At 75.1% G+C, this 20426-nt stretch carries 18 protein-coding genes; 5 read left to right on the forward strand and 13 right to left on the reverse strand.

From position 1 onward, the window contains the following. Nucleotides 1-41 precede the first annotated feature (41 nt). From OG447_RS20430 to OG447_RS20440, 3 genes are read right to left on the reverse strand one after another with little or no spacing between them, the layout of a single operon-like run. Complete coding sequence (locus OG447_RS20430; RefSeq protein ID WP_266938264.1) at nt 42-851, reverse strand: ABC transporter ATP-binding protein; 810 nt, start codon at nt 849-851, stop codon at nt 42-44. After that, a complete protein-coding gene (locus OG447_RS20435) occupies nt 848-2002 on the reverse strand; it encodes an iron ABC transporter permease (RefSeq protein ID WP_266938265.1) in 1155 nt (384 codons plus the stop codon). Before OG447_RS20435 ends, OG447_RS20430 begins: the two co-directional genes overlap by 4 nt. Further along, nucleotides 1992-3092, reverse strand: coding sequence for an ABC transporter substrate-binding protein (locus OG447_RS20440; RefSeq protein ID WP_266938266.1), 1101 nt, complete (start codon nt 3090-3092; stop codon nt 1992-1994). The genes OG447_RS20435 and OG447_RS20440 overlap by 11 nt, the downstream gene beginning before the upstream one ends. 193 nt (nt 3093-3285) lie before the next feature. On the opposite strand from OG447_RS20440, the gene OG447_RS20445 reads away from it, so the two are divergent. Beyond that, nucleotides 3286-4554, forward strand: a complete 1269-nt coding sequence (locus tag OG447_RS20445; RefSeq protein ID WP_266938267.1) for an MFS transporter — start codon at nt 3286-3288, stop codon at nt 4552-4554. A gap of 67 nt (nt 4555-4621) precedes the next feature. Here the strand turns inward: OG447_RS20445 and OG447_RS20450 are convergent, their stop codons facing one another. The 3 genes from OG447_RS20450 to OG447_RS20460 all read right to left on the reverse strand — a co-directional run bounded on the left by OG447_RS20450 (nt 4622) and on the right by OG447_RS20460 (nt 7391). Further along, nucleotides 4622-5632 carry a heme A synthase gene (locus OG447_RS20450; RefSeq protein WP_266938268.1) on the reverse strand — a complete coding sequence of 337 codons (1011 nt, stop codon included), beginning with the start codon at nt 5630-5632 and terminating at the stop codon, nt 4622-4624. 158 nt (nt 5633-5790) lie between these two features. Next, on the reverse strand, nt 5791-6489 hold the full coding sequence (locus OG447_RS20455) for a sigma-70 family RNA polymerase sigma factor (RefSeq protein WP_266938269.1): 699 nt from the start codon (nt 6487-6489) through the stop codon (nt 5791-5793). Between the two features lie 143 nt (nt 6490-6632). After that, nucleotides 6633-7391 (reverse strand): hypothetical protein, encoded by a 759-nt coding sequence (locus OG447_RS20460; protein WP_266938270.1) that lies wholly within the window; start codon nt 7389-7391, stop codon nt 6633-6635. 341 nt (nt 7392-7732) lie between these two features. On the opposite strand from OG447_RS20460, the gene OG447_RS20465 reads away from it, so the two are divergent. Both OG447_RS20465 and OG447_RS20470 read left to right on the forward strand, forming a co-directional pair. Further along, the gene (locus OG447_RS20465) at nt 7733-8881 is read left to right on the forward strand and encodes an MFS transporter (RefSeq protein ID WP_266938958.1); all 1149 of its coding nucleotides are present in this window, start codon (nt 7733-7735) and stop codon (nt 8879-8881) included. After that, on the forward strand, nt 8878-9993 hold the full coding sequence (locus OG447_RS20470) for a sugar ABC transporter permease (protein ID WP_266938271.1): 1116 nt from the start codon (nt 8878-8880) through the stop codon (nt 9991-9993). Before OG447_RS20465 ends, OG447_RS20470 begins: the two co-directional genes overlap by 4 nt. Here the strand turns inward: OG447_RS20470 and OG447_RS20475 are convergent. Beyond that, on the reverse strand, nt 9990-11195 hold the full coding sequence (locus tag OG447_RS20475; RefSeq protein ID WP_266938272.1) for an acyl-CoA dehydrogenase family protein: 1206 nt from the start codon (nt 11193-11195) through the stop codon (nt 9990-9992). The genes OG447_RS20470 and OG447_RS20475 overlap by 4 nt on opposite strands. Nucleotides 11196-11338: 143 nt before the next feature. On the opposite strand from OG447_RS20475, the gene OG447_RS20480 reads away from it, so the two are divergent. Then, a complete protein-coding gene (locus tag OG447_RS20480; protein WP_266938273.1) occupies nt 11339-13132 on the forward strand; it encodes a CoA transferase in 1794 nt (597 codons plus the stop codon). After that, nucleotides 13129-14826, forward strand: a complete 1698-nt coding sequence (locus OG447_RS20485; protein WP_266938274.1) for a class I adenylate-forming enzyme family protein — start codon at nt 13129-13131, stop codon at nt 14824-14826. The genes OG447_RS20480 and OG447_RS20485 overlap by 4 nt, the downstream gene beginning before the upstream one ends. Before the next feature lie 49 nt (nt 14827-14875). On the opposite strand, the gene OG447_RS20490 is transcribed toward OG447_RS20485, so the two are convergent. The 6 genes from OG447_RS20490 to OG447_RS20515 form a co-directional block, all read right to left on the reverse strand. Then, nucleotides 14876-15685, reverse strand: a complete 810-nt coding sequence (locus OG447_RS20490) for a metal ABC transporter solute-binding protein, Zn/Mn family (RefSeq protein WP_266938275.1) — start codon at nt 15683-15685, stop codon at nt 14876-14878. Beyond that, nucleotides 15643-16509: a metal ABC transporter permease gene (locus tag OG447_RS20495; protein WP_266938276.1), complete on the reverse strand. Its 867-nt coding sequence runs from the start codon at nt 16507-16509 to the stop codon at nt 15643-15645. The genes OG447_RS20490 and OG447_RS20495 overlap by 43 nt, the downstream gene beginning before the upstream one ends. Further along, the gene (locus tag OG447_RS20500) at nt 16506-17141 is read right to left on the reverse strand and encodes a metal ABC transporter ATP-binding protein (RefSeq protein ID WP_266938277.1); all 636 of its coding nucleotides are present in this window, start codon (nt 17139-17141) and stop codon (nt 16506-16508) included. The genes OG447_RS20495 and OG447_RS20500 overlap by 4 nt, the downstream gene beginning before the upstream one ends. 124 nt (nt 17142-17265) lie before the next feature. Further along, nucleotides 17266-17793, reverse strand: a complete 528-nt coding sequence (locus tag OG447_RS20505) for a copper chaperone PCu(A)C (RefSeq protein ID WP_266938278.1) — start codon at nt 17791-17793, stop codon at nt 17266-17268. Beyond that, nucleotides 17790-20147, reverse strand: coding sequence for a heavy metal translocating P-type ATPase (locus tag OG447_RS20510; protein WP_323181799.1), 2358 nt, complete (start codon nt 20145-20147; stop codon nt 17790-17792). The genes OG447_RS20505 and OG447_RS20510 overlap by 4 nt, the downstream gene beginning before the upstream one ends. Further along, entirely contained in the window at nt 20144-20407 is a 264-nt protein-coding gene (locus OG447_RS20515; RefSeq protein WP_266938279.1) for a hypothetical protein, read from the reverse strand. The genes OG447_RS20510 and OG447_RS20515 overlap by 4 nt, the downstream gene beginning before the upstream one ends. Nucleotides 20408-20426 lie beyond the last annotated feature (19 nt).

Here is a 20426-nt window from a genome sequence, read left to right on the forward strand (position 1 = left end):
CCTTGTCATACGGGATGCGGGGGATTCGGGAGATACAGGGGTCACAGGGCGAGCGGGGCGGGTGAGGTGAGCGGGGCGGGTGAGGCCTGGACGGGCCGGCGGTAGGCGACCGCCGGGTTGCCCAGCGCGTCGGTGGCGAGCTCGGCGTCCACCTCGAAGACCTCGGCGAGCCGCTCGGAGGTGAGGACGGCCTCCGGGGTGCCGCAGGCCACCGCGCGCCCGCGGTGCATCAGCACCAGCCGGTCGCAGTACCGGGCGGCCAGCGACAGGTCGTGCAGCGCCACCAGGACCGTCCGGTCGGTGCCGGCCAGCAGTTCCATCAGCTCCAACTGGTGTTTGACGTCGAGGTGGTTGGTGGGTTCGTCGAGGAGCAGGCCGTACGGCTGCTGGGCCAGCGCCCGGGCGATGTGGGCGCGCTGCCGTTCGCCGCCCGACAGGGCCCGCCAGGACCGGCCGGCGAGTGCGGTGAGCCCGACGCGGTCCAGCGCGGCGGCGACCACGGCCCGGTCGGCGGCGTCGGGTCCCCGCCAGCGGTCCCGGAACGGGGTCCGCCCCAGCCCCACGACGTCGGCGACGCGCAGATCGCTGTCGGCGCCGGAGTCCTGCTCGACGAAGGCGACATGGCGGGCGATGCGCCGGGCGCTCCAGCCCCGGACGCACCGGCCGTCGTAGGAGACGGTGCCCGTGTCCGGGACGCGCAGGCCCGCCAGACAGCGCAACAGGCTCGACTTCCCCGATCCGTTGGGGCCGAGCAGCCCGACCGTCTCGCCCGGTGCGATGTCGAGGCCGACCTCGCGGACGACGCTCGTGCCCGCCACCGACCAGCTCAGCCCTTCGGCGGTGATCCTCACAGCTCACCCCGCTTGCGCAGGACGAGCAGGAAGAGCGGTACGCCGAGCAGGGCGGTGATCACGCCCACCGGCACCTCCCGGGGCGCGAAGGCCACGCGGGCCAGCGCGTCCGTCCACACCAGGAACACCGCGCCGCTCAGGGCCGCGTAGGGCAGCAGCACCCGGTGCAGCGGTCCGACCAGGAACCGCACCCCGTGGGGCACGATCAGCCCGACGAACCCGATGGCCCCGACGGTCGCCACCGCCACCGCGGTCAGCACGGCCGTCACCACGAGCATCAGCAGCCTCGTGCGCCGTACGCCGACCCCCAGGGAGGCGGCGGTGTCCGCGCCGAACGCGAGCCCGTCGAGAGCGCCCGCGCGGAGCCAGGCGGCAGCCAGCCCGAGGGGCGTGACGGCCGCGCAGACCGCGACGGCGTCCCAGCGGGCCGGCGCCATCGAGCCCAACAGCCAGTGGGTGACCGCCCGGGTGGTGTCCGCGTCCGCCGAGGCCATGAGGACCAGTGAGGTCAGCGCGGTGAAGAGCTGGCCCACGACCACACCGGTCAGGACGATCCGGACCGAGTCCAGGCCGGTCCTGCGCAGCAGCAGCATCAGCAGGGCGAACGAGAGCAGTGCCCCGGCCAGCGCTCCACCGGTGATCCCGAGCGTGCCCGCCCCGACGCCGAGGACGACCACGGTGACGGCGCCGGCCGAGGCTCCCGAGGAGACGCCGAGCAGGTAGGGGTCCGCGAGGGCGTTACGGGTGACCGCCTGGAGCACCGTGCCGCACACGGCGAGCGAAGCGCCGACCAGGGCCGCCATCAGGACGCGCGGGAGCCGCAGGTCCCAGACGAGCGAGTCGACGAGCGGTGGCAGGGGTTCGACGTCCAGGCCGAGCCGGGCACCGAGCACCCTGCCGAGGTCGGCCCATCCCACGTCCGCCGTGCCGATCCGTACGGACGCGGCCACCGAGGCGGCCAGCGCGGCCGCGGCGAGGACGAACAGCCCGGCCTGCGCGGGCCCGGACCGGCCGGCGGGAGCCGGCGGGGCAGGGGCCTCGGCGCAGGCCACGGTGACGGCCTGCCCGGCCGCCCGGCGGGCCGCCGGGTGCAGCAGGTCCACCGGTCCGGGACGGGCGGCCTCCGTGTCCGTGTCCGTGTCAGCGGACATGCCCGAGGTCCTTCATCCCCGCCGCCAGCAGGCCGAGCGCGTGCACGGAGCGGACGGACGGGTCCAGTTCGATCCCCGGCACCTCGATGATCTTGCGGTCGCGTACGGCGGCCAGCTGGGAGACGACCGGGTGCCCGGCCATCGCTGCGCGCTTCTCGGCGGCGCTGTCGCCCGGGCGGCCGCGCTCGGACAGGTCGCCGATGACGATGAAGTCCGGGTCGCGCCGGGCGACTTCCTCCCAGGAGACCTCCGGCCAGTCCTCGTTCACGTCGTCGAAGGCGTTCTTCGCGCCGACGATCCGGCTCATCTCGCTGGGCAGGCCGGTCCCGCCCGCGACGTACGGCATGCCGTTGAAGACGGAGTAGAGGTAGACGACGGTCGGCTGGTCCTCGGCCTGCGAACCGTTCCCCGCGGCCTTCTCTCCGTCCTTCTCCCCGGCTTTCTCCCCGGCCTTCGCGACAGCGGCGCGCTGCTCGGCGGCGAGCTTGCCGGCCCGTTCTTCGGCGCCGAAGACCTTGCCGAGGTTCTCGTAGTCGGCGAAGAGCAGGTCGAAGGGGGTCCTGCCGGGCTCGTTCTGCTGCGGGCAGTCGACGGCGCTGACGAAGGTGGGGACCTTGAGCGCGCCCAGCTCCTCGCGGGTGCCCGCCCGGTCCTTGGTGAAGAGGTCGGTGGATCCCGCGACGACGAAGTCGGGTGTGGCGGCGCGCAGCTGCTCGCCGGTGGCGATCTTCGGGGCGAGGACCGGGATCTTGGCGTAGGAGTCCTGGTACTGCGGCGGGATCTTCGTCTTCAGATTGGCCGTTCCGGCCATCCGGTCCTGGAGTCCGAGCTCCAGCAGGATCTCGGTCGAGGCCTGGTCCAGGGCCACGGCCCGCCGGGGCGGGGCGTCGAAGGACTGCTGCAGTCCGCAGCTGGTGAGGGTCGTCGTGGCGGCGTTCGCGGCAGTGGGCCTGCCGGCCGAGGAGGAGCCCTCGGTGGCTGCCGAGCAGCCCGCCGTCGCGAGGACGACGGTGAGGGCGATGCCGAAGCGGGCGGGGTGGCGCATGGGTTCTCCGGTCTGGAGGGGCGTGGCGTGGGCGTTGTCGTGCACCGGGCAGGAGTGCCGCGTTCGAAGGGTACTGTAATGGTTATCGTTTTCATTAATCCATTCCGGGGGGCGCCTCGCCGACGCGCGCCCCGGGATACCTGCCGACAAGCCCGGCCCCAACAGCCCTGATGGCGAAGGTCGTTGAGACCCGACCGGGGTGGTCCGCGCTGATCCGTGAACAAAGGAGCATCACACCGTGGCGACTTCACCCGCGCCCACCGCGACCGAGACCGATCCGCCCCCGTCGCCTCCCGTCCTGCGCGACGTGGCGTTCCTGCGCCTGTGGTCGGGTACCACCGCCTCCGGGCTCGCCACCTGGGCGCTGCCCTTCGTCCTCGGCCTCGCGGTGCTCCACCGGGAGCTCAGCCCGGCCGGTCTCGGCCTGGTCCTGGCCGCACGGACCCTCGGATTCCTGGCCGCCGTCGTCGTGGGCGGGGTCCTTGCCGACCGCCACTCCCGGCGGGTGGTCGTCCTCTGGTCGGGGCTCGCCGCCGCGGCCGCCGCGCCGCTGCTCGCCGCCGGACTGGGCCGGTCCGTCCTGCTCATGACCTGCGCCGCCGCCCTGGCGGGGGCCGGTCAGGGAGCCTGCCGCCCCGCCTTCCAGGCGCTCACCGCCGAGACCGTCGCCCCCGATCGCAGGCAGCAGGCCAACGCCGCGATGACCCTGGCCGTCCGCAGCTCCACGCTGGCCGGCCCCGCCCTGACCGCGCTGCTCGCCGCCTTCCTCGACATCCGGACCCTGCTGATGGGTATCGGCCTGCTGTGGCTCGTCGCCGCGCTCGTGCCGGGCCGGGGCGCCGGGAACGCCCCGGTCTCCGCGGCCGCCGTCGGTCCGGCCCCCCGGGCCTCCTTCCGTGCGGAATTCGTGGACGGCATACGCGAAGCCCGCCGCCACCCGTGGTTCCTCGCCGGCCTCGCCGCGCTGACGGCGGTCATCTCACTGGGCTACTCCGCGACCAGCGTCGCCCTGCCGCTGATCAGCCGGGACCGCTACGGCACGGAGTGGGTGCTGGCCGCGGCCATGACGGCGTACACGGTCGGCGCGCTCGGCGGGGCCCTGGTCATCGCCCGCTGGCGGCCCCGCGCCCAGGGCTGGGCCGCGTTCGCCGGGCTCGCCGCGTACGGCTTCGCGCCGCTGAGCCTCATGCTGCCCGTGCACCCCGCCGTGGTGGTCGTCGCGTACGCCGTCGCCGGGATCGGGATCGAACTGTTCAACGTGCCCTGGTTCACGGCCACGCAGCGCGAGGTCGCCCCGGACAAGCTGGCGCGGGTCTCCTCGCTGGACTTCCTGGTCTCCTACGGCCTGGCCCCGGTCGGCCTGGCCCTGATCGCCCCCGGCGTCAGCGTCTTCGGCGTCACACCGGTCCTCGCCGTGTGCGCCGCCGCCTGTTTCCTCGTACCGGCCGCCGCAGCGCTGGTTCCGACGGCCCGCCACTTCGCCCGTACGCCTGCCGCGTCCGACTGAGCCCGTACGGCCCCGGCTGCTCTCAGCCGGGGCCGTACGGTCAGTGCAGTCAGTGCAGTCCGTGCGATCAGGTGTGCGCGGCCTCGCTCCGCGCGCCGTGCGGTGCCGCTGCGGCGAGCGGACGCGGGAATCCGGGATCCGCCCGCTTGAGCGTGAGGTGCACCTGGAGTACGCCGATCCACACGAGGGCCGACCCCAGCAGATGGAGGACGACGGCGAGCGAAGGCAGGCCCGTCAGCGACTGCACCAGCCCCACCGCCCCCTGCGCCAGGAGCACGGCGAGGAAGAGGACCGTCTTGGCGCGCGCGTCGCCGAAGCCTTCCCGGGGCAGCGCGGCCAGTAGACAGCAGGCCAGGACCAGGACCGTCGCGGCCAGCACGCCGTGCACGACGGTCACGGCCGTCCAGTTGAAGGGCATGCGCTCCACATCGGAGGAGTCGCCGGCGTGCGGGCCGGTCCCCGTGGCGAGGGTGCCCACGACGACCAGCACGGCCGTCACCGCGACGAGGGCCACCGAAAGGGACCGGCAGCGCGCGGGCAGCCGCGGGCCGTCCGGGGTCGGCGCGTCCCCTTCTCCACCCACGTTCCCTTCTCCACCTGCGTCGGCGCACGCCGCGTGCCAGGTGTACACGGCGGCGGTGAGCAGCAGCGTGGCCGCCAGGAAGTGCGCGGCCACGATGTACGGGCTCAGCCGCATCCACACGGTGACTCCGCCGACGATCGCGTTCAGCACGACGATCCAGAACTGCGCCCAGGCGCCGCGCAGCACCGAGGGCGCCGGCTCCTTCTGGAGGCGGGCGGTGATGATGACCCACCCCACCACGGCGCACAGTGCCCCGGTGAGCAGCCTGTTGCCGAACTCGATCGCTCCGTGCAGGCCCATCTCCGCCGTCGGGGCCAGGGTCTCTCCCGTGCACATGGGCCAGTCGGTACAGCCGAGCCCGGAGCCGGTGACGCGCACGATGCCACCGGTGACGGTGATCGCGATGCTCGCCACCACCGAGACCAGTGCGGCCAGCCTGACGGCTCTGGTGTCGAGCGAGTACCTGCCGGCCAGCCATGAGAGGGGAGTTTGCACGATCAGCCTTCCTTGCGGAGCGGAACCCCCAGCGTACGCGGCACGCTTGGGCCGGCCTGATGGGGCATCACCCCTGGCCGGTCCAGGCCTGGTGAGGTGTCCCCAGGCCTGGACGGCGGAGCGGGCGGGTGGCGGCCCTTCGGACTTACTCGTCCGGATCAGGCCGCCGACGGTACGAGGGCCGCCGCCCGGGTCCGCGGGGCGCCGCGCCCGGCGGGGCGCGGGGCCGGGCCGGCCGGTTCGGCGGCTTGCGGCCCGGTGTCCGTCAGGAGGGCGATGAGGGAGGTGCGGGCGCGGGCCACGCGGGAGCGGACGGTGCCGACGGGGCAGCCGACGGCCTCCGCCGCCTCGGCGTAGGGCAGGCCCAGGAGCTGGGTGAGGACGAAGGCCTCCCGGCGCTCGGCCGGGATGGCCGCCAGGAGTTCCGCCAGCGCGACGCCGTCCTCGAAGCCGGGGACGTCGTACGTCTGCGCCTGCTCGGCGGCCGCCTGCCAGTCGTCGCGGTCCGACAGCCGGGGCCGCGCGGCCGCGTGCCGGAAGCTGTCCACGACGGTGCGGCGGGCGATGGACAGCAGCCAGGTGCGGGCGGAGGAGCGGCCTTCGAAACGGGGGAGCGCGGCGAGCGCACGGAGGAACACGTCCTGGGTGAGGTCGTCGGCCGACTGGGGGTCGGCGCTGAGGTAGGCCACGTAGCGCCACACGTCGCGCTGCAGGGCGCGGATGAAACGGTCGGCCTTCGCGGGGTCGCCGTCGCGGGCGTCGAGCGCCAGGAGGGTGACGGCCGCGTCGGAGCCGGGGGTGTGCCGGGCCGGCTGCCGGGCGGCGGGACGGTACGGGGTGGTCAGGGCAGGAGTCATCGCCACAAGGTCCTTACGGGCAAGGGGTGTCCGGCGCCGCGCGCGGCGGGGCCGGTGAAGGGGTAGCGGCCTGCCGGAGGGCACGGCCGATGCCCGAGGCGCGACGGGAGACAGCCGTCAGCGTGCGCTCGGGGAACCAGCTGTCACAGGACAGCGGTTCCCGCGGGCGGACCCCGTGAGGTGATGGTGTGGACGAGCAGGAGCCGGCGCAGCGCGCGGCCGCGCCGCTCCCGGCGCACGCGGATCCGCGGGCGGTGCGGTGTCGTGGCGCGGAGGCCGAAGAGCGCGCGCAGGGGTGTCCGGAACCACCCGGCCAGGGCGCGCAGGACACGGAACGCCGCCTGCTCCCCGTAGGCGAGCCAGAGGCCGCACAGCACGGCGGCGAGCAGGTGGGCGGCGAGCATTTCGCCGGGTGACATGCCTCCCATGTCGTGGCCGCCACCCGGCAGTACGGCGCCGGTCGCACCGGAGGCCGTGTCCGCCATGTCGTGCACGGCGTGGTGGGAGTGCGTGCCCGGCATCGGGGTACCGGGCGGTGGCTGGGACACGCGTGTGCCGAGCCCGGCCGCGTCGACCACCCTCAGGGCCTCGCGGGCGGACAGCGCGGTTCCCGCGCCGTCTCCGCACGTCAGGTACTCGGCCCACTGGCGGGCGAACGAGGTCCCGGCCGGCAGGGACGGGCGGATCAACGACTGGGCCAGGGAGAACCCGCAGTGCAGTACGCCCTGGACGGCCACGGTCGCCGCGGTGACGGTGAGCAGCCCGCGTTCGCGGCCCGCGAGGACCCATGCCGCGGCCGCGGTCCCCACGCACGCGCCGGCCATCGCCCACCAGGGCACGGCCGAGCCGGACATGAGGATGTGGCCGGTGGCCGCGAGCAGCACGCAGACGGCTGCGAACATCGCAGCCCGAACGGCTCGTGAACAGTGGCCTGGTGGTGTCATGGCGGGTTCATCCTCGCACCAGCTGTGCGGGCTGCGCCCCTGGGTGCGCGGTTCCTGACAAGTTCTCGAGCCCGTCCGTGGCGCGCCTGGGCCGTGCGTCCGGTGTGGCGCAGCGCACATGGGGGAGCGGGAACCGGGCCGCGGCGCCGTCCGACTGCCTTCCCGGTCGGTCGACGTGTTCCGGCACCCGGGGAAGGGAGATTTCTGTGGCGTCACAGGGGACGGCGGCGGCGACGGCCACGTCATCGGGTCCGCGGAGCCGGGCCGAGCGGCAACTGACCGCACTGCTCACCTGCGCCATGGCGTTCTCGATGCTCCAGCTCTTCCTGCTGGGCGCGTTGGGCCCGCGACTCGTGGACGGGATCGGCATATCGCCGGCGGTGCTGGGCCTGACGACCACGATCGGGTTCGGCACGGCCGCCGTGCTGTCCCCGGCGGGCGGCCGGATCGTCGACCGGATCGGTCCGCGGCGCTCCCTCGTCGCCCTGCTGCTGGTCTCGGCCGCCGCGCTCGCCCTGATCGGCGCCGCGCCCGGTGCCGGTCTGCTGCTGGGCGCGGTCGCGCTGGGCGGGATACCGCAGGCCCTGGCCAACCCCGCCACCAACAAGGCCGTGCTGGCCGCCGTACCGCCCGCCCGGCGCGGTGCCGTGACGGGGCTGAAGCAGTCAGGGGTGCAACTGGGCGCGTTCGTCGCCGGGTTGCCGCTCGCGGCGCTCGCCGCCGGTATCGGCTGGCGGGGCGCGGTGTGGACCGCGTCGGGCGCGGCGCTGCTGGCCGGCGGGTGGGCGCTGCGCGGCCTGCCCGCCGACCCGCCGCCGCCCCCGGCCCCCGCCCGTACCTCGTTCGTTCCGCGCGGGATGGTGGCCTGGCTCGCGGGCTTCTCGCTCTTCCTGGGGGCCGGGATCGCCTCGGTCAACACCTACCTCGCCCTGTACGGGGTCCAGCGCCTGGGGATGGGACCGACCCAGGCCGCCGCGCTGGTCGCCGTGCTGGGCGTGGCGGGGATCGGCGGCCGGGTGGCGTGGTCGAAGGCGGCCCGCCCCGGGCTCGCCGAACGGCTGCCCGGCCGGCTCGCCGTAGGAGCGGTCGGCGCGGCCGCCCTGCTGGCCGCCGCGCTGCTGGCGAGCCCCCTGGTGTGGGTCGGTGCCGTGGCGGTAGGGGTGTTCGCCGTGTCCGGCAACGCCGTGTCCATGGTGCTGGTCATGCAGCGCGCCGCACCGGGGCGGGCGGGGCAGGACTCGGCGCTGGTGGCGGCCGGTTTCTTCGCCGGGTTCGCGGTGGGGCCGCCCCTGTTCGGCCTGTTCGCGCAGAGCGGCCGGTACGGGTCCGGCTGGGTGCTGGTCGCGGCGGAGTTCGCGGTGGCGGCCGCCGTGGCCTTCCTCTGGTCCGTACGGGACCGCCGGGACGGCAGGGGCCGCCGGGGCGACCGTCAGGAGCCGGGCGCGTGACCTCCGGGGCCTGGGCCGGGCGCGTGACCTCCGAGGCGTGGGCCGGCCGGGCACTCGCGGCCGTACTCGACCGGGTCGCCGTCACCGCGGCGCAGGTGGGCCCCCGCTTCCCGCTGTACGCCGAGCCCGGCGACGGGCGGTGGACGACGACCGGCCGCGGCTCGTGGACCGGCGGCTTCTGGGCCGGACTGCTGTGGCTGCGGGCCCGCTCCACCGGGGCCGAGGCCGACCGGCGGGCCGCCGCCGCGTGCACGGCGCGGCTCGGGTCCTGGGCGGAGGCGGACACCGCCACCCGTGGCCTGATCCTCTGGTACGGGACCGCTTCGGCGGCCGACGAGGGCGAAGCCGCGGCCCTGCGCGCGCACGCGGCCCGGGCCTGCCTGGCGGCGTACGACCCCGCGCTCGGGATCGTGCCCTGGGGCAGTGCGCTGGGCGGGCCCCGCCTGCTGGCCCGGGCGGACGCCGTGCCCGGCATGGTGCCCCTGCTGGCGGGCGCCGGACCTGAAGGGGCCGCTGCCGCGGCCGGCCACCTCCACCGGCACCTCGACCTCTGCCTCGGAACCGGCGGCGAAGAGCCGCCCCCCGCCTGGGAGTTCACCGGTGAGACGGGCTGGCGGCCCTGCGCGGAACCCCGGCCGGGCTGGAGCCGCGGCCGGGCCTGGCTCCTCCTTGCGGTCGCCGACGCGCTGCTCCGCCCCGAGGTCGCCGCGCACCGGTCGGACGACCGGCTCGCGCGGGCGGCGCGGCTCCTGCTGGCACAGGGCGACGTGCTCACCGGGCGGCTCGTCCCGCCGGCCGAGGCCGCCCGGCCGGACGGGCCGCCCGACACCTCGGCCGCGGCGATCACCGCGGTCGCCCTGCTGAAACTCGCCCGGGTGCCCGGCCCCTGGGCGCAGGAGTGCTCGTACCGGGCCGTCGCCGTCCTGAAGCGGCTTGCCGAAGCCCATGTCACCGACGGCGCCGGTACCGGCCGTCCGGCCGGGATGCTGCTGGACGGCTGCTACGACAGCGGCAGGGGGCTGGCGATCCGGCACGAACTCATCTGGGGCGACCACTTCCTGGCCCTCGGACTGGCATCGCTGGACGGGCTCGTCGACATCACCCGGGTCTAGTCGAAGTCGCGTCGGCCGCCGTAGTCGCGCAGGACGCGGCGGGCCACGGAGGTGATGTGGAGTTCGTCCGGGCCGTCCAGGATGCGGGCGGCGCGCCCGGTGCGGAACAGCGCGGGCAGTGCGGTGTCCGGACCGAGTCCGGCGGCTCCGTGGACCTGGATGGCCGAGTCCGCCACCTGCTGGAGCATCCGGGCGGCGGCGACCTTGGCGAGCCCCACCTCGGTGCGGGCGTCCTGCCCGGCGGCGATCCTGGCGACGGCCTCGTGGACCAGGGGCCGGGTGGTGCGCAGCGCGAGCAGGGCGTCGAAGACGTGCTGCTGGACCAGTTGGTGGTCGGCGAGCGGCCCCCGGGACCCACGGTGGGTGGCGGCCCGCTCGCACATGAGGCCGAAGGCGCGCTGGGCCTGGCCGAGCCAGCGCAGGCAGCGCAGGGTGCGGCCGAGCGCGAGGCGTTCGCCCGCGATCGCCAGTGCGTCGCCCGGTTCGCCCAGGAGGTGGTCGGCGGGTACGCGGACGCGGTCGAGCTCGATCTCGTACTGGCCCGTCGCGCCGAGTACCGGGAGTTCCCGGACGACACGGAAGCCGGGCGAGCCGGTGGGGACGAGGAGCAGCGAGAGTCCCCCGCGGTCCCCGGGTGCGCCGCCGGTGCGGGCCATGACGGTCACGAGATCGGCGCCCGCCGCGCCGGAGGTGAACCATTTGCGGCCGGTGACCAGCCAACTTCCGTCGGGCTGCCGCTCGGCGCGGGTCGTGGTGCGGAAGGGGTCGGTGCCGGGAACCTCCGGTTCGGTCATGGCGTAGCAGGACCGCGACTCCCCGGCGACGAGGGGCTTGAGGTACTCCTCGCGGACCCGGGCACCGCCGTGGCGGCCCAGCATGGTGACGTCGAGCAGCGGAGCGGAGCCCAGCGCGGCCGGGCCGTGGTCGCTGGCCCCCTCGGCCTCCGCCAGCTCCGCGTACGCGGTGAAGGACAGTCCGCCGCCGCCCAGTTCGGCCGGGAGCGGCAACGCCCACAGGCCCTCGTCCCGGGCCCGGCCGCGCAGCTCCGCCAGGGCCGAAGCGGCGGCCGGCCCGCCCGCGTCGAGCACCGCCTCGTACGGGATCACCCGCGCGCGCACGAACCGTTCGACCCGTCCTCTCAACTCCGCGCCGCCGATGTCAGGTTGTGCGGGGCCGCCGTACGCGGCGCCTGAATCCGTCACTGCATTCCTCCTCATTCCCGGGAACCCATGGGAACGGCTGTCCGACTGTCTGTCCGTGGAACTGGTCGGGTGCGCACGCTCCCGAGTTCCCGAGTCCCGTACGACCTGGGCGCCGGCCACCGCCGCGCCGGGAGAGGAGAGGCATGGCGTCCCCCGCAACCACGCAGACGGTCCGGCCGCTCGACACACTGCGCTTCGACACCTCGGGGCCCCCGCAGATCACGGACGTCGTCGCCGAACACCTGCGGCTGCTCGGCGCGCGGAGCGACACCCCCGGCCACGAGGAAGTGCCGGACCGCATCACGCTCACCGGAGGCGGGTTCACGCCCGCGCAGGCGACCACCACCTGGGGGAACCCCGGGAGCGGGCTCGTCGACGAGGCGACCGTGCAGGCGGCCACCGGCATCATGGCCGTCCACGGCCGACGGGACGGCGGCCCGCGCGGCCTCGCCGCCGACTACGCGGCGACGGCCACCGCCGTCCTCACCGTCCAGGGGCTGCTCGCGGGCCTGGTCGGCCAGGCCCGCGGAGCCGAGGCCTCCCACGTCACCACCGGCGCGGACCGGGCCGGGCTGCTCGCCGTGTCCCAGTACCTCGCCGCGGCCGGGGCCGACGAGGGCGAGGCCACCGAACTCGCCCCCGGCGGACCGCCCTTCACCTCGGCCGAAGGCGTGCTCTTCGAGCTGGAGACCCTCGATCCGGGCGCCTGGGCGGCGTTCTGGCGGGCCCTGGAGGCCCCCACCGACGCGATACGGGCGGGCTGGCGGCCCTTCCAGTTCCGCTACGCCACCGCCTGCGCCCCCTTCCCGCCGGTCCTCCACACGGTGACCCGGGCGCATCCCCTCGTACGGATCCGGCAGGCGGCGGTGCTCTCCGGCGCCGAGGTGTGCGTCCTGCGCACCCTCGCCGAACGCGCCGGGGAATCCGACGGCGCCGCCCCCTGGTCGCTGGAGCCCCGGGGAACCGGCGCCGGCCTGCCTGCCGCGCGCCCCACGGACACCCGGCTCGCCCCCTCGCCCGCCCGGCCGCTGGCCGGACTGACCGTGCTGGAGGCGGGCCGCCGGATCCAGGCCCCGCTGGCCGCGCACCTGCTCGGCCTGCTGGGCGCCGAGGTCATCCGGATCGAGCCGCCGGGCGGGGATCCGCTGCGCGGCATGCCGCCCGCCTGCTCCGGCGTCTCCGCACGCTGGCTCGCCCTCAACCGGGGCAAGAAGGCCGTCGAGATCGACATCAAGGCCGCCGCCGACCGCCGCCGACTGCGGGACATGGCCGCGCGGGCCGACGTCTTCCTGCACAACTGGGCGCCGGGCAAGGCCGCCGAGCTCGGCCTCGACGCCGACGACCTCGCGCGCGTCAATCCCGCCCTCGTCTACGCGTACACCAGCGGCTGGGCCGACCGGCTCCGGGACGCCCCCATGGGCACCGACTTCATGGTCCAGGCGCGGACCGGCGTGGGCGAGGCCGTCCGCCCCCGAGGCGAGGCCCCGGCACCCTCGTTGATGACCCTGCTCGACGTACTCGGCGGACTGCACGGCGCCGAGGCGGTGCTGGCCGGTCTGCTGCTGCGCGAGCACACGGGGCACGGCGTACGGGTGGACTCCTCGCTCCTCGGCGCCGCCGACACCCTGACCGCCCCCGCCCTGCGGCGGGCGGCGCGCGGGGAGGACCCCAGACGGCCCGCCGGGTTCCGGCACCCGCTGGTGACCGCCGACGGCTGGATCGCGGCCTCCGACGGGAGCGCCGCGGCCGCGGCCGCGTACGACCTGCGCGAGCTCTCCACGTGCGACGCCCTGGCCCAGTTGAGTGCTCACGGCCTCAGCGCCACCGCCGTCACCACCGACCTCTCCGACCTGCACCACGACGCGCGCTTCGCCGGCTCGATCAGCCGTGATGCGCACGGTGCCCCCGCCGTTCCCGACCCCTGGAGCTTCGCATGACCGCCGACAGGCTCGAACTGCGCGATCTGCTGCCCGTCGAACTCCGCCGCTCCTGGGTGGTCGACGGCACCTGCCCCGACCTCGACCTCTACAGCCTCTTCCGGGCCCGCCAGATCGCGGACCTGCACCGCACGGCCATCCTGGACGCCAAGGGCGCACTCTGTTACACCGCCCTGGACCGCAAGGTGCGATGTCTGGCCACAGGCCTCAGGAACCTCGGCATACGCCCGGGCGACGTGGTCGGCGTACAACTGCCCAACCACCGCAACGCCGTCATCGCCGACCTGGCGCTGGCCGCCCTCGGCGCCGTCGCACTCCCGTTCCCCGTCGGCCGGGGCACCCTGGAGGCCGAGTGCCTGCTGCGGCGTGCCGAGGCCGTCGCCGTCATCGCCGCGGTCGAACACCGCGACTTCCGCCACGCGGCCGATCTGCACGCGCTCTCCCGCGCCCTGCCCGCCCTCCGCCACGTCATCGCGGTGGGCCCCGGCACCGCGCCGGAGGGAACGACCGCGTGGGCCGGGCTCATGCGGTCCGACCCCAGCGGATTCGTCCCGGCCCGGCCCGATCCCGACAGCGCCGCCCGCATCCTCGTCTCGTCCGGATCGGAGGCCGAGCCGAAGATGATCGCGTACTCGCACAACGCGCTCGCCGGCGGCCGCGGGAACTTCCTCGCCTCCCTCATCCCCGACGGGACCCCGCCGCGCTGCCTCTTCCTCGTCCCGCTGGCCTCCGCCTTCGGTTCCAACGGCACGGCCGTCACCCTCGCCCGGCACGGCGGCACCCTGGTCCTGCTCGACCACTTCACCCCGGAGGCCGCCCTCGCGGCGGTCCGTGAGCACGAGCCGACCCATGTCCTCGGCGTGCCGACCATGGTCCGGATGATGCTCGAACGCCTCGACACGACCGCCGAGCGGCTGCCCGCCCCCACGGCCCTGGTCCTCGGCGGCGCCCCGCTCGACGAGACCACCGCTGCCGCCGCAGCGAAGGCGTTCGGCTGCCCGGTGGTCAACCTCTACGGCTCGGCGGACGGGGTCAACTGCCACACGGGACTGGGCAACACGGTTCCCCCGACCGACGCCTCCGGTGTCGTCGCGGGCCACCCCGACCCCCGGGTCGCCGAGATCCGCATCGCCGACCCCGACACGCACGAACCGCTGTCCGACGGTGCCATCGGCGAGATCATCTCCCGGGGACCCATGACGCCGTTGTGCTACGTCGGCGCCCCCGACCTCGACGCCCGCTACCGCACGCCCGACGGCTGGGTCCGCACCGGCGACCTCGGCTACCTCGACGCCGACAGTGTCCTCCACGTCGTCGGACGGCTCAAGGACATCGTCATCCGCGGCGGCGCCAACATCAGCCCCGCCGAAGTCGAACGCGAACTCCGCTCGCACCCGCGGGTCCGGGACGTGGTCTGCGTCGGCGTCCCCGACCCGCTCATGGGCGAGCGGCTGGCCGTCTGCGTCGTGCCCCGGGGATCCATCGCGCCCACGCTCGCCTCCCTCGGCGAGCACCTGACCGCCCGCGGACTGGAGCGGCGCAAGCATCCGGAGCGGCTCCTGGTGGTGGGCGAGCTGCCGCTGACGGCCGCCGGCAAGCCCGACCGGGCGGCCCTGCGGGAGCGCCTGGCCCGCAGCGCGCCGCAGACCGCCGACGGTACGAGAGGCCCCGCGCCCCTCGCCCAGGCCGGATGACGGAAGGGGCCCGGCAGCACCTGCTGCCGGGCCCCTTCCGTGCCGTTGGTCAGGAGGTCCCCATGGCCTTCTTCAGCTCGGCCGCGGCGTTGCGGTAGACCGCCAGCAGGTCGAGGTCCGCACCGGGATAGTTGACGATCTTGACCTGCTGGGCGCCCGTGTCGGGCAGGACGGTCCCGGTCGACATGTGCGCGTTGTCCAGGACCAGGGCCGGCTTCTTGGCGGAGAGCTCGGCCAGCTGCGCCGGGGTCACGGCCTCGGGTCCGTACGTGCCCACCGTGGTGACGCCCGCGAGCTTCGCCGACCAGGCGGTGAAGACCTGGGTGACGGCCGAAGGGCTCTTCCCGCCGGGCCAGGCGGTCTGGAGGTCCTTGTTCAGCCGCGCGTACTCGGTGTCGAAACCGGCCTTCCACCGCGTGGCGGCCTCCGCCGTCCCGAAGAGTCCGCCCAGCCTGTCGACCTCGGCCTTGACCTTGTCGGGGTCGTTGTCGAGGTTCACCTCGACCAGCTTCGCCTTCGAGCCGGCGGCTTCCTTGATCTTCGCGGCGTACGGCTCGAACGGCGCGTAGAGCACGAAGTCGGCCTGGGCGACGGCGGCGAGGTCCGAGGGCTTGGGATCGTAGTCGGGCGCGTGGTGGACGGACTGGGGCACGATGACCTTGACGTTCTCGGCGCCGGCGGCCTTCGCGAACGCGCCCTCCCAGGTGGTGGTCACGACCACCACGGGCTTGGCCTTGGGGTCCGGGCCGCCGTTCCCGGCAGGGGAGTCGGAGTCCGCGTCGCCGCCGCAGCCGGCGGTCAGCAGGAGCGCCGCGCTCAGTGCGACGAGGGAAGAGGTACGGACGCGGTTGCGCGCCATGAGTTGATTCTCCGTTCGGGTATGAAATGGACGGCGAGGACGACCGCCCCCGCCGTCAGGACGAGGACCGGCCCGGGCGGCCAGTCCAGCCACAGGGCCAGGAGGAACCCCGTCAGGTTCACGGCCACTCCGATGCCGACCGCCCACAGGGTGATGGACTTCAGCGAACTGCCCAGGCGGCGCGCGGCGAGCGCGGGCAGCAGGGTCAGGGCGTCGACGAGCAGGGCCCCGGTGAGTTTGATCGCTCCGGCGACGGCGATCGCGACCAGCACGAGCAGCGCCGTGGTCAGGATCCGGACCGGGACGCCCGAGCACTGGGCGAGCTCACGGTCGTACAGCAGCAGGCCGATCTCGCGCCGCCGCCACCAGAACAGACCCGGTACGAGGACGGCGAGCACGCCGAGGACGACCAGGTCGGCGGTGCCCACCGACAGGATCGAACCCCACAACAGGGCGAAGGCGCCGGAGGCGTTGACCCCCGACACGGCGAGCAGCAGGAGCGCCCCGGCGATGGCGAGGCTCATCAGCAGGCCCATCGCCCCGGACAGCCCGTCCGGGGTGCGGGCCAGCGGGGCGACGCCCGCACCGGCGAGGGCGCAGGCGACGAGCGCGCACAGCATGGGGTCGAGGCCGGTGAGCAGCCCGACCGCGATGCCCAGCAGCGCCACGTGCATCATCGCGAACCGCACCGGCATGATGTCGAGCCCGACGATGACCACCCCGATGACGGGCAGGCCGACGGCCGCGAGCAGCAGGGCCAGGCCGGCCCGCTGCACGGGCAGCAGCTGGAGGAGCGTGCCGAGGTCGGCGGTGGCGAGGTTCACCGGACCTCCCGCAGCCGCCCGGCGGCCATCTCCAGCACCCGGTCGCACCGCTCGGCCAGCGCGCGGTCGTGCGTCACCACGACCAGCGTGACCGGCAGGGACGTGAGGACGTCCGCGGCCTCCTCCTGCCCGTCGAAGTCGAGGGCCGCCGTGGGCTCGTCGGCCAGCAGCACCTGGGCCCCGGCGGCTACGCAGCCGATCGCCCGGGCCAGGTACATCCGCTGCAACTGCCCTCCGGAGAGGGTGTGCAGGGGCCGCTGGGTCAGCGCCCCGACCCCGAGCCGGCCGGCGGCTTCGGCCGCGTCCGCCGGGGCCGTACTGCTGGCCAGCAGTTCCGAGCCGAGCAGGGGGAAGCGGCCCGCGGCCGGTTTCTGGGGGATCCAGGCGCAGGCCCGGCGCCGCCAGGCCCACTCGGCGGGCGAGCGGGTGCTCCGGCCTCCGACGAGGATGGAGCCCGACACCTGGCGGTGCAGGCCGAGAACGGCGCGCAGCAGGGTGGTCTTGCCCGAGCCGTTGGTCCCGGTCAGCGCCACGCGCTCACCGGCGGCGATCTCCAGATCCACGTCGGCGACGGCCTCCACCCGGCCGTGCCGGCAGGCGACCCCCCGCATGCGCACATCCAGCCCGCCCATGACACACCCCTCAGTCGCTCGCTGCCGCGCGGGCAACGGCGTACAACCGTCTCCCACGCGGCAGTAGTCGGACGCCGCACGCCCTGGGTTCCCGCCGGCCGGAATCTTCTTCCCGCGGCAGCGGTCAGCTCACGGGCCGGACCACGAACGCGACCACCTCGACCGGGCCGCTGCGACGGAAGTGCAGGACGAACGGGACGGCCTCGCCCAGCTGCCAGCGGGCCCGGACCCGCACCATCACGTCGAGTCCGAACGGCGACATGGCCACCGTGCCCCCGGCGGGGACCGTGACCGGGCCGGTCATCGCCATGGTGTCGGCCCCCGTACCGGTGCCGGCATGCCGGCTCAGCATGGCCCGCTCCACGGCCGGGGAGGTCACGGACACCAACTCGTCGTCCGCACCGCCCCGGTTGTGGATCTGGAAGAACGCGGCGGTGTTCTCCTTGTCCGCGAAGGGCAGGAAGACCCGTGCCGCGCCGATCTCGATGCGCGGCGGGGTCCCGGCCGCCCCGGCCGTGGCCCAGGCCGTCAGCCCGCACAGAGCGGCCAGGCAGGCGATGACGGGCGCCGCCGCGGCCGGGAACGTCCCGCGCAGACGCCGGCGCGTGGGCCGCCAGTCCTCCGCCGGTGCCCATCGGTCCGAACCGGTCATCGTGCGACGCCTCCTTGGCTACGACGGACCCCGGACCGGGCCGGGCGGCTCGCGGGTTTCCAGCCCCGCAGCCGCAGGCTGTTGCCCACGACCAGGAGCGAACTGGCCGACATCGCGGCCGCCGCCACCATCGGGTTGAGCCAGCCGACGGCGGCCAGGGGAACGGTGACGAGGTTGTACCCGAACGCCCAGACGAGGTTCACCCGGATCGTCCCGAGAGTGCGCCGAGCCAGGCGGACCGCGTCGGCGACGACCTCGATGTCGCCGCGCACCAGGGTCACGTCGGAGGCCCCGATCGCGACATCGGTGCCGGTGCCCATCGCGATGCCGAGATCGGCACCGGCCAGCGCCGCGGCATCGTTCACACCGTCGCCGATCACCGCGACCCGCCGGCCCTCCGCCTTGAACTGCCGGATGAGGCCGGCCTTCTCCTCCGGGGTGCAGCGGGCGTGGACCCGTACGATGCCGAGTTCGGCCGCGACGGCGCGGGCCGTGGCCTCGTGGTCACCGGTGGCCAGGACCGGCTCCACGCCCAGCCGCCGCAGCCCGTCGACGGCCCGGTAGCTCCCCGGCCGCAGGAGGTCCCCGAGTGCGACGAGGGCCTCGTCGACGCCGTCGACCCGGACGAGAACGGGCGTCAGCGCGGCCGCTTCGGCAGCGGTCAGCGCCTTCGCCAGGGCATCGGGCAGACCGGCCCCGGGGGCGGACACCTCGACCAGGTGACCGTCCACCACACCGCTGACCCCCGCACCGGGCCTGGCCCGGAACCCCGTCACCGGCGGCAGCTCGTGATCCGGCCGGGCGCGCCGCGCGTAGGCCGCCAGGGCGATGCCGAGCGGATGCTCCGAGCCCTGCTCCACCGCTCCCGCCAGCCGGAGCACGGCCTGCCGCCCGAGTCCGCCGGGTGCCGGGGTCAGCCGGGCGACGGTCATCCGCCCGGTGGTCAGGGTGCCGGTCTTGTCCAGGACGACCGTGTCGACGTGCCGCAGGGCCTCCAGCGCCCGCGGCCCGCTGACCAGGATGCCCAGTTGGGCGCCCCGGCCGGTGGCGGCCAGCAGCGCGGTGGGCGTGGCGAGCCCCAGTGCGCACGGGCAGGCGACGACGAGGACGGCCACGGCCGCGGTCACCGCCGGCTGCGGATCCGCACCCGCGCCCAGCCAGAAGCCGAGGACGGTGACGGCCAGCGCCAGGACCACGGGTACGAAGACCCCCGCCACCCGGTCGGCGAGACGCTGCGCCGCGGCCTTCCCGGCCTGGGCCTCGGTGACCATACGGGTGATCCGGGCGAGCTGGGTGTCCGCGCCCACGGCGGTGGCCCGTACGAGGAGCAGCCCGCCGGCGTTCACCGCGGCTCCGGTCACCGGCCGGCCGGGGCCGACTTCGACGGGATCGCTCTCGCCGGTCACCAGCGACAGGTCCAGGGCGGAACTCCCGGAGACCACCACCCCGTCTGTGGCGACGCGTTCGCCCGGCCGGACGACGAACTCCTGGCCGGCCAGCAGCCGGTCGACCGGGATCCTCCGCTCCTTCCCGCCCTCCCGTACGGTGACGTCCTTCACCGCGAGGGCGGACAGTGACCGCAGCGCCGCCCCGGTGCCGCGGCGCGCCCGCGCTTCCAGGAAGCGGCCGGCCAGGACGAAGAGCGGTACGCCGACCGCCGCTTCCAGGTAGACGTGGGCGACCTCGCCGCCGGCGGACGGGAGGAGGGTGAAGGGCATCCGCATGTCCGGACGGCCGGCGCCGCCGAGGAACAACGCGTACACCGACCAGGCGAACGACGCGGTGACGCCGAGGGAGACGAGGGTGTCCATGGTGGCCGCCGAGTGCCGCAGGCCGCGCAGGGCGCGGACGTGGAACGGCCACGCGCTCCAGACGACCACGGGCGCGGCGAACATGAGGCACAGCCACTGCCAGTTGCGGAACTGCAGGGCGGGAACCATCGACAGGACCAGCACCGGGGCGCAGAGCAGCACCGTGATCAGCAGCCGCTCGCGCTCGCGGCGACTGCCCTCGGCGTCTGCCGCGTCCTCGGCGCTCCGGGCGTCCTCGGCGCTGCGGGCGTTCTCCGTGCTCCGGGCGTTCTCGACCCCCGGCTCCGCACTCCCCGCCCGCGGTCCGGGAGGCGGGGGGAGCTCGGCGGTGTACCCCGCGCGTTCGACCGCGGCCACCAGCTCCTGCGGGGTGATGCCGGGCGGATGGCTCACCCGCGCCCGGCCGGTCGCGAGGTTGACCGTGGCGCTGACCCCGTCGATCCTGCCGAGCCGCTTCTCCACGCGGTTCACGCAGGCCGCGCACGTCATGCCGCCGACGATCAGGTCGGTGCTCCCGGGGGCGGCCGTCGTGTCCGCGGTCACCGCCCGCCCCCCGAGGGCGCGGCGGGCGCGCCGCCGTGCCCGTGCCGACCGGTGCCCGGGAGGTCACCGACCACCGGGCCGGGACCGCCACCGCCCGGGTGCATGCCCGGCGCGACCGGACCCGCCAGGGAACCGACCCCGTACGAGGCGGTGAACATCAAGGCGAGCAGCACCAGGAACCCGGTGAGCGCCGGGGGCGGCAGCCACAGCCGCCCCGGTGAGGAGTACACGCCGTCGGGGGACTGCTGCCGCTGCGCCATCGTCGCTCCATGAACGGGC

Origin of the sequence: Streptomyces sp. NBC_01408 (assembly GCF_026340255.1) — a bacterium.
In the GTDB taxonomy this organism is placed as follows: Bacteria; Actinomycetota; Actinomycetes; order Streptomycetales; family Streptomycetaceae; genus Streptomyces.

Excerpts from the sequence above, each read along its gene's own strand:
- OG447_RS20435 (WP_266938265.1), bottom strand. The coding sequence starts at position 2,002 with ATGTCCGCTGACACGGACACGGACACGGAGGCCGCCCGTCCCGGACCG.
- OG447_RS20455 (WP_266938269.1), bottom strand. The coding sequence starts at position 6,489 with ATGACTCCTGCCCTGACCACCCCGTACCGTCCCGCCGCCCGGCAGCCG.
- OG447_RS20460 (WP_266938270.1), bottom strand. The coding sequence starts at position 7,391 with ATGTTCGCAGCCGTCTGCGTGCTGCTCGCGGCCACCGGCCACATCCTC.
- OG447_RS20465 (WP_266938958.1), top strand. The coding sequence starts at position 7,733 with ATGGCGTTCTCGATGCTCCAGCTCTTCCTGCTGGGCGCGTTGGGCCCG.
- OG447_RS20480 (WP_266938273.1), top strand. The coding sequence starts at position 11,339 with ATGGCGTCCCCCGCAACCACGCAGACGGTCCGGCCGCTCGACACACTG.
- OG447_RS20485 (WP_266938274.1), top strand. The coding sequence starts at position 13,129 with ATGACCGCCGACAGGCTCGAACTGCGCGATCTGCTGCCCGTCGAACTC.
- OG447_RS20490 (WP_266938275.1), bottom strand. The coding sequence starts at position 15,685 with ATGGCGCGCAACCGCGTCCGTACCTCTTCCCTCGTCGCACTGAGCGCG.
- OG447_RS20500 (WP_266938277.1), bottom strand. The coding sequence starts at position 17,141 with ATGGGCGGGCTGGATGTGCGCATGCGGGGGGTCGCCTGCCGGCACGGC.
- OG447_RS20505 (WP_266938278.1), bottom strand. The coding sequence starts at position 17,793 with ATGACCGGTTCGGACCGATGGGCACCGGCGGAGGACTGGCGGCCCACG.
- OG447_RS20515 (WP_266938279.1), bottom strand. The coding sequence starts at position 20,407 with ATGGCGCAGCGGCAGCAGTCCCCCGACGGCGTGTACTCCTCACCGGGG.